At 67.8% G+C, this 7,229-nt stretch carries 12 protein-coding genes; 3 read left to right on the top strand and 9 right to left on the bottom strand.

Annotation, left to right across the window (positions count from 1 at the left end):
* Positions 1-457, bottom strand: a 457-nt coding sequence (locus HY703_08650; protein ID MBI4545250.1) for a S46 family peptidase, incomplete at its 3' end; no start/stop codon positions are given.
* Positions 458-633: 176 nt separating this feature from the next.
* Here HY703_08650 and HY703_08655 point away from each other — a divergent pair.
* Both HY703_08655 and HY703_08660 read left to right on the top strand, forming a co-directional pair.
* Entirely contained in the window at positions 634-876 is a 243-nt protein-coding gene (locus HY703_08655; protein MBI4545251.1) for a hypothetical protein, read from the top strand.
* Entirely contained in the window at positions 873-1,301 is a 429-nt protein-coding gene (locus HY703_08660; protein ID MBI4545252.1) for a type II toxin-antitoxin system VapC family toxin, read from the top strand. Before HY703_08655 ends, HY703_08660 begins: the two co-directional genes overlap by 4 nt.
* On the opposite strand, the gene HY703_08665 is transcribed toward HY703_08660, so the two are convergent.
* From HY703_08665 to HY703_08680, 4 genes are all read right to left on the bottom strand, one after another.
* Positions 1,283-1,432: a hypothetical protein gene (locus tag HY703_08665; GenBank protein MBI4545253.1), complete on the bottom strand. Its 150-nt coding sequence runs from the start codon at positions 1,430-1,432 to the stop codon at positions 1,283-1,285. The genes HY703_08660 and HY703_08665 overlap by 19 nt on opposite strands.
* A gap of 45 nt (positions 1,433-1,477) precedes the next feature.
* Complete coding sequence (locus tag HY703_08670; protein MBI4545254.1) at positions 1,478-2,524, bottom strand: saccharopine dehydrogenase NADP-binding domain-containing protein; 1,047 nt, start codon at positions 2,522-2,524, stop codon at positions 1,478-1,480.
* 68 nt (positions 2,525-2,592) lie between these two features.
* The gene (locus HY703_08675; GenBank protein ID MBI4545255.1) at positions 2,593-2,976 is read right to left on the bottom strand and encodes a type II toxin-antitoxin system VapC family toxin; all 384 of its coding nucleotides are present in this window, start codon (positions 2,974-2,976) and stop codon (positions 2,593-2,595) included.
* Positions 2,973-3,215 carry a hypothetical protein gene (locus HY703_08680; protein MBI4545256.1) on the bottom strand — a complete coding sequence of 81 codons (243 nt, stop codon included), beginning with the start codon at positions 3,213-3,215 and terminating at the stop codon, positions 2,973-2,975. Before HY703_08680 ends, HY703_08675 begins: the two co-directional genes overlap by 4 nt.
* A 306-nt stretch (positions 3,216-3,521) precedes the next feature.
* Here HY703_08680 and HY703_08685 point away from each other — a divergent pair, with 306 nt between their 5' ends.
* Positions 3,522-5,189, top strand: a complete 1,668-nt coding sequence (locus HY703_08685) for a PQQ-binding-like beta-propeller repeat protein (GenBank protein MBI4545257.1) — start codon at positions 3,522-3,524, stop codon at positions 5,187-5,189.
* Positions 5,190-5,474: 285 nt separating this feature from the next.
* Here the strand turns inward: HY703_08685 and HY703_08690 are convergent, their stop codons facing one another.
* The 4 genes from HY703_08690 to HY703_08705 are packed head-to-tail and all read right to left on the bottom strand — an operon-like array spanning position 5,475 to position 6,601.
* Entirely contained in the window at positions 5,475-5,711 is a 237-nt protein-coding gene (locus HY703_08690) for a type II toxin-antitoxin system Phd/YefM family antitoxin (protein ID MBI4545258.1), read from the bottom strand.
* A 3-nt stretch (positions 5,712-5,714) separates the two neighbouring features.
* Positions 5,715-6,029, bottom strand: a complete 315-nt coding sequence (locus tag HY703_08695; GenBank protein ID MBI4545259.1) for a type II toxin-antitoxin system VapC family toxin — start codon at positions 6,027-6,029, stop codon at positions 5,715-5,717.
* Between the two features lie 30 nt (positions 6,030-6,059).
* Positions 6,060-6,410 (bottom strand): type II toxin-antitoxin system PemK/MazF family toxin, encoded by a 351-nt coding sequence (locus tag HY703_08700; GenBank protein MBI4545260.1) that lies wholly within the window; start codon positions 6,408-6,410, stop codon positions 6,060-6,062.
* Positions 6,383-6,601 carry a hypothetical protein gene (locus HY703_08705; GenBank protein MBI4545261.1) on the bottom strand — a complete coding sequence of 73 codons (219 nt, stop codon included), beginning with the start codon at positions 6,599-6,601 and terminating at the stop codon, positions 6,383-6,385. The genes HY703_08700 and HY703_08705 overlap by 28 nt, the downstream gene beginning before the upstream one ends.
* Between the last annotated feature and the right edge of the window lie 628 nt (positions 6,602-7,229).

Below are 7,229 nucleotides of genomic sequence, written 5' to 3' on the forward strand. Positions count from 1 at the left end.
GGCCAGGGTCCACCGCGCGCAGCACCTCATCGCTCACGTCCAGCGCCGCAATCAACTGGTCCGCGTAGAAGTTCGCGACCGGCCGCTCCTCCTCGAGCGACGTCGCGTAGAACCCGTTGTCCAGCAGGCTCTCGCCCGGACGGCTGACCTGGGAAACCGCGCCGCGCACGCAGTGGTGGTTGGTCACGACCAGGCCGTGGGGGGAAACAAACGAGGCGGAGCAGCCTGGAATGCGCAACGCCGCCAGCCGCGCGCGCTCGAACCAGGCCGCGCTGGCCTCGAAGCCGTACGTCTCCGAGAAGTAGCGTGCGGGCGGGTACTCGAACGTCCACATCTTGCCGTGGTCGAAGCGGCCGGCGCGGATCGTGTCCGCTGTCTGCGCAGGAGTGCGCCCGGCCGGGACGAGCGCCAGGGCCAGGGCGAAAGCGAGGGATAATGCGCGGTCACAGGTCTTCATTTCACTCTCCTGCTGCCGGCGTCCTACGAAAGGTATTGTAGTGACGCGCCGGGCAACCCGCACGCCGCTGGAATGCCTGCAGGATGCGCTCAGGGGCTGGCTCTTGCGATCGAGTCCCTGGCGGGATTAGATTCCACAACGGTTCCAAAATGGCATCCGTCAGTTTGGGAGGACTGGTGGCCACGATTACGATCAAGAAGGTTCCCGAGCCCCTGTATGAAGAGCTGCGGCGCAGTGCGAAGCGCAACCGCCGGAGCATCAACCAGGAGGCGATCGCCTGCTTCGAGCGGGTGCTGAGGCCGCGGCGCGTGGACGCTGAGGCATTTCTAGCCGACTTGAGGCGGCTGCACGAAAGGCTTCCGCGCATCGACCTGCCGCTCGAGGATGTTGAGGCGGGGATCAACGAGGGCCGTCCTTGATCATTGCCGACACGAACCTGCTGGTTGATCTCCTGGTCCACGGTGACCGCACGGCCGATGCCCGGCGGGTGTTCCGGCGGGATCCCGACTGGAGAGCGCCGCTCTTGTGGCGCAGCGAGTTTCGGAACGTGCTCCGGTTCCTCATCCGTCGCGGTCTTTTTTCGCTGGCCGACGCACTCGAGATCATGGACCGAGCGGAGAGCCTGATGGAGGGAGCGGACTACACGGTGCTTTCCGCGCCGGTGCTCGAGCTCGCCGCTTCCTCCGGCATTTCGGCCTATGACTGCGAGTTCGTCAGCCTTGCCCGTCAGATCGGGGTCCCGCTGGTGACGTCGGACGCGCCTGTGCTCCGCGCCTTCCCCGACGTGGCCGTCTCGCCCGCCGCGTTCGCGCGCGGCGGCTCAGCTCATTCGACGATGCGGTAGAGGTCGCGCCGGCCGCCGCGAATCAGCTTGCGGAACTTCGGGTACCAGCCCTGCCAGTCCGGGTCGGCGAGCACGCTCTGAAGCGCCCGCTCGTAGTCGCCGAGGCTGGCAAACTCACTCTCGAAGACCATGGGATCGCCTGCCGCCCTTGTCGAGCGGCGCGGCGGCCGGCGCTCCTACTCGACGTCCTCTCGGGTGACACCCTCGATCTCCAGGATCAGGTCCGGGCCGTACGCCCTGGCCGGCGTCTGGAATCCGGGCGGCGCCTGGCCGGCCAGTACTCGCTGCACGCAGGCGAGCGCCGTCAACACGGTCATGGTATAGCCGTCGGGTCCGCGCATGCGACTGACCGCGCGCCGGCTCGCGTCGTCCGAGACCTCGCCCCACAGCAGGCTGCGCCCGCGCGCGCGCTCCTCGTCCGTCGGCCCCGGCGGCCCGGCGCGCACTACGCACTGCTGCAGCGCCTTGACCGGGCGCAGCGCGAGCAGCGGGCGCAGCCAGCGCATAGCCAGGAGCATGGGCCGGAGCCGCTGCGGGACGGCCGTGTAGACCCGGATATCGCCGATCCCGGTCGTGTGGTACGCGGTGGCGACGTCGCCCCAGGGAATGGTCACCAGGTCGACAGGGCCTTCGCCCAGGTCCTCGCGGCGCCGTTTCCAGGCCACGGGCACGCGCACCAGCCGGCCGCCCCGGCGCACGCGTCCGCCCTCGTGTGCGTGCTCGATCATGGTGGTCATGGTGCCGCGCGAGATGCGCCCGCCGCCCTGGAAGGCGAGCCGCAGGCGCGTGGCCGTCGGGAGCCGCCGCTGGAGGTGGGCGGCCAGACAGTCGGAGGGGACCACGTCGAAGCCGACGCCCGGCAGCAGCATGATGCCCGCCACCCGCGCCTCCGCGTCGCGGGCGGCGAGCGCCTCGAACACCCCGAGCTCCCCGGTAATATCCAGGTAGTGTACACGGCTGCGCAGGCAGGCCTTGGCCATGGGTGCTGACGTGCGGAAAAACGGGCCGGCGCAGTGCAGCACGAGCGGCAGGCCGCGCAGCGCGGCATCGAGTGCGCTCGGGTCGGCGAGCGGCGCGACGCGGTGCTCGAGCCCGAGCTCAGCGGCCTGCCGGGCCAGGGTGTCTGCGCTGCGGCCGGCCAGGACCGGGCGGAGCCCGCGGCGCACGGCCTCCCGCGCGATCAGCGCGCCCGTGTAGCCGGTCGAGCCGTAGAGGAGGAACACTTTTTCCGGGCCGGGCTAGCCTCCGCGGCCGTGGCCGGTGGGGCCTCGTCCTTCTTAAGTTGAGCCAATCAGGCGCGGACCAGTTGCGGCAGGTGCTCGAAATGCTGGTCCCGGGCGTACAGTGCCAGATCGTGCTGAAGGACGAGGGCCGCAATCCACATGTCGTTGGTTGGAATGGGCGTCCCTTGCCTCCGGAGCTGTCGATAGACGGATGCATAATGATGCGTGGTCTGCTCGTCGGCGAAGATCACTGAGACGCCCTCCTTCATGAGGAAGCGTCGCAGAGTGCGCTCGTTACTCGCTCCCCTGGAGCCAACCGCAAAGCCACCCCGCAGCTCGCCCACCACCACAAATGGGACGTAGATGGATTCGGCGTTCTCCAGGGTCGCGACGACCTCCGAGACCCCGCGGCAGAAGTCCACGTACCGATTGGTATCAAGCGCGAGTCTCACGACCAAAGCGACGCATCGATGCGGTCATGCTCGGCCAGCGCGGCGTCGAATTCCGGATCCTCGTGCCAGGTGCCGGCGAGGTCCCGGAGGTCGCGATGGCGCATCGGCTGCTCCGCCAAACCGACGGCGCGGGCCAGGGCCCGAATTGCGACCTCGTTCAGGCTCTTGCCCTCGCGGCGGGCCAGAGCGCGCAGCGCACGGTCGACCGCAGTGGGAATATTGCGCAGCGTGTATTGCATGCATATAATGTAGGCAGCGCATGCCTCGCATGCAACCCGCGGCCAGGGCGGCTGCTCGAGCAGCGGCGTGCGGGCCTGAGCCTGCTTGCACGATTGCCGACCCCTGCTGCTATATTCGTACCGGGAGAGCCCTACCCCTGACCCGAGTTTCTGACAATGCGTGCTCAACCCTGTCGACACCGACTCCCCGCCGTGCAAATCGTGCTTGCACTGGCAGCGTGCGCCGGCGACTCGGGGCCCAGCGAGCCCACGACCCCGAGGGCGACCCAGATCGCCGCGGTCTCCGGAGACGCGCAGAGCGGCACCGTGGGTGCCGCGCTTGCCAGCGCGATCGTGGTCAAGGTCACGGACGCGCGCGGCACGGGCGTAAGCGGGACCGCCGTCACGTTTGCGGCGGTCTCGGGCGGCGGCTCGATTTCCCCGAGCTCTGCGACCAGCGATGCTTCCGGTCTGGCGTCCGCCACCTGGACGCTAGGCACGACGCCGATCACGAACACCGCCACCGCCTCCGCCGCCGGGCTGTCGGGGTCGCCGGTCACGTTCACTGCCAGCGCCCGCGCGGGAGCGCCGGCACAGTTGACCAAGGTCAGAGGCGACACCCAGATGGGCGCCGTCAACGGCGCGCTTACGGACTCACTGGTGGTGAGGGCGACCGACAGCTTCGGCAACGCCGTCGCCGGCGCGGCCGTGAGCTGGGCGGCCACGGCGGGCGGCGGGTCCGTGAGCCCGGCCAGCAGCAGCACGGATGCCAGCGGCCAGGCGAAGACGCGCTGGACGCTGGGCACGGGCGTGACCCAGACGGCCACGGCCTCGGCTGCCGGCGTCACAGCCGTCACCTTCACGGCGGCGCTGCCCGCCTGGCGCGTCTTCCACGGCAATCCGCAGCACACGGGGCAGGCGCTGGTGAACGGGCCGCAGGCAGCCACGCTGCGCTGGAGGTACACGGCCGCGGGCATCACGGAAGGCACCGGCTTCAACAGCATGGCGGTGGATCGGCTGGGCAACGTGTACGTCAACGGCGGGAACAAGGTCTCAGCGCTCAGCTCGGGCGGGCAGGTGCTCTGGACGACCAGCATGCCGGGCATTGGCGCCACTGCGCTGTCGAACGACGAGACCACGGTCTATGCGGTGGGCGGCGGCACGCTTCGCGCCCTCAGTGCAGCCACGGGACAGCCGATATGGAGCTACACGGTGCCGACGCCGTCGCTGGGGATCTTCGGCGAGCCCAACGTCGCGTCCGACGGGACCATCTACTTCGGCTCCTGGGACAGGCACGTCTACGCGCTCACCTCTGGCGGCACCCTGAAGTGGCGCTACCAGACCGACGGATCCATCGCCCCCCTCGCCTCACCGGCGCTGAGCCCGGACGAGCAGACGATCTACGTGGGGACGGGCGATCCCAACTCGACGCCGGGAGGGTCGCTGGTCGCGATCCGCAGCGACGGCACACTCCGCTGGCAGGTGAAGCTCGATAACGCCCGTGTCAGCGGCGCCGCCGTCGGCCGCGACGGCAAGGTGTACGCGACGGGCAGCGGGCGGCTGCACGCCTTCAATGCCGACGGCAGCAGGGTCTGGGAGTCGGGCCCCGACGTGGCGGGGAGCCTGGCGCCGTCTCTCTCGACCGGCGGGGTGATCGTGTCCGGCACCTCGCGCGACGGCAAGGTCTACGGCATCAATGCCAGCACGGGGCAGACGCTATGGTCCTACCAGACAGGGCAGAACCCGAACTACAATCCGACAAATCCCCACCAGCCACAGTACGGCGTGCTGGTCACGCCGGTGTTCGGCCGGGAGGGGACGGTTTACGTCGGTGCTATCGACGGGGTGATGTACGCGTTCAGCTCTGCCGGTTCGCTGCTGTGGAGGTACCAGACCGGCAACAGCCTGAACGAAGCATGCCCCGCAATCGGGCCCGATGGCACGCTCTACTTCGGATCGGCAGACGCCTACCTGTACGCGCTCAAGTCGCCGTAGCCGAGCGGTGCCAGTTTCGGCAGCCGAACGCCCTACTATACCCGCTCCGAATTACGGTAACGTATCGTTTCACCGCAGAGCGCGCAGAGAACACAGAGGTTGGCTAGATAGCTACGCGTTTCCCGGGACTTCCCCCCGGGAAACGGGGCCCCTTCGGGGCAGCGCGATTCGACCGTCGCGGCACAGGGAATTCCCGAAGAGAAGCCATATCGTGAATTTTTTAACGATCTGCGCGCTCAAGCGCCTAGAACGGCGACGACACGCCCGCGCCGAGGGGAACCTGTGTTAGCCAGAAACTTTGGGCGAGCGCTCTCTCGACTCGCGCACAGCAGCAATGATGTCCTCCCGAGTCAGGCCCGTTTGGACGCCCGGCACGTCAAGCGGAGAGCCCCCGGGACGCACCGGGCGGACGGCAAACTCGCTGCCGTCGCGACGCTTGATCCGAATCTCGCCGCGCTCACGTGCCTCATCGAGCAACCGAGCTAGGCGCTGCCGCGCCTCCGAGTATGTGTAGACTTTCATGCTTCACACCTCGATCACTTCGATTCCCAGGGCCCTCGCGACCTCGCACTGCGGCGTGTCCAAGGACAACAGCGGTGTATGGTATCGCTGGGCACACTGGAGCATGTACGAGTCGTAAGCGTAGATGCGGTGCTTCCAGCCGATCTCCACCGCCGCCGCGACCCCCACGTCAGCGAGACGCACCGGGATCTGGTGGAAAGACTTCAGGGCCTCCTGCGCCTGTTCGATCCCTAGCTTGTGCCGCCGGAACAGCGCTGTCAGGGCGTTGCCCACCTCCAGCGACCACGCGCCTGGCACTGCGATGATCTGGTCCAGCATCCAGGCGCTCGCCCAGCATGCCCGTCAACTTCACCGATCCGTTAAGCCTTGAGGCCGCAGGAGCGTGACCACCAGATCAAGGAGCTCGTCGAGGACATCAGGTCTGAGAGAACCGACACGCGACTCGATCAAAGAGGAGTGGGCGGTGAAGAGCTTGCCCGGCCGCGCGTAGCTTACACGGTGCAACGAGCCTGAAGTGAACGATTCATCAGTCAGTTCGAGAGCGGACGGATCGGAATACGGGTTGCTCGTGACCTGACAAAGGACGTGGTCCCCACGACCAACGTGAGCGAGCACCACGCTCGGCCGAAGCTTCGAACGGGAAAGATCCGAAAAGGGGAAATAAACGAGGACTACTTCTCCCGCTGAAGATGGCTCCACGCCTCGTCCTCCTCGGGGCGATTCCAATCGTCGAGGGCAGCTTCACTTAGCAATGCGGGTACCGTGCCCGATTCTTCGGCCGGCTCGTCGAGAATGGTGACGAGAGCGCGTCGCGCGCCCGGAACCTGGACGCGTTCCAGCAGGCGGACACGGCCATCCGCTTCGACGACGGCTTCAACAGTGCGAATCATGATGCCTCCAACTCAAGAACGAAGGGGGTCCTGAATTACACCCCGGCGCGTTTCGAAGGTGCCCCTGCCTCGACAAGAGGATAGCCCCGCAAGGCGGTCGCCGCGAGGGGTGTTCAGGGCCCAACGCCTTATGGACAGCAAGGGCGCGCCTTCCAAGCTGCCTTCGCCGCGTTTCTCTCTGGCTGGGCGGCTTGGGCTCCGAAGACGCCTTCCCCTCATGCCCGCGGCGGCTCCATCCGCGCTAGCGCCCGGAGGTTGCGCGCCGCGCGCGCGAGCAGCAGCCCCAGCATCGCCAGCGCGGCGAGCAGCCCGAACAGATCGAACAGCCTGGCGCCCGCGCTGCGCAGCTGGAATTCGAAAGGAAGGAGGCCCTCTGGGCAGCGCTTTCGAGCTACCGCAGCGGTCGTGCGAATCTATCGGATTACGTGGCTGGGCATATCAACGCGGCCCACGGTTGCCAACACACGGTCACGTTCGACCGGGGCCTCAGGGGCGAGCCGGGATTCGAGCTCCTGTGAGGGCGAGTCGCTGACCGCCGATCCCTCGACTCTGCCGTCACAATCCCGCCAGCGGGTCCGGCAGCTTTCCGCGCCCCTGTGCGGCGGCCTTCTCCGCGCCTTCTCCCACC

This window comes from Gemmatimonadota bacterium, assembly GCA_016209965.1.
In the GTDB taxonomy this organism is placed as follows: domain Bacteria; phylum Gemmatimonadota; class Gemmatimonadetes; order Longimicrobiales; family RSA9; genus JACQVE01.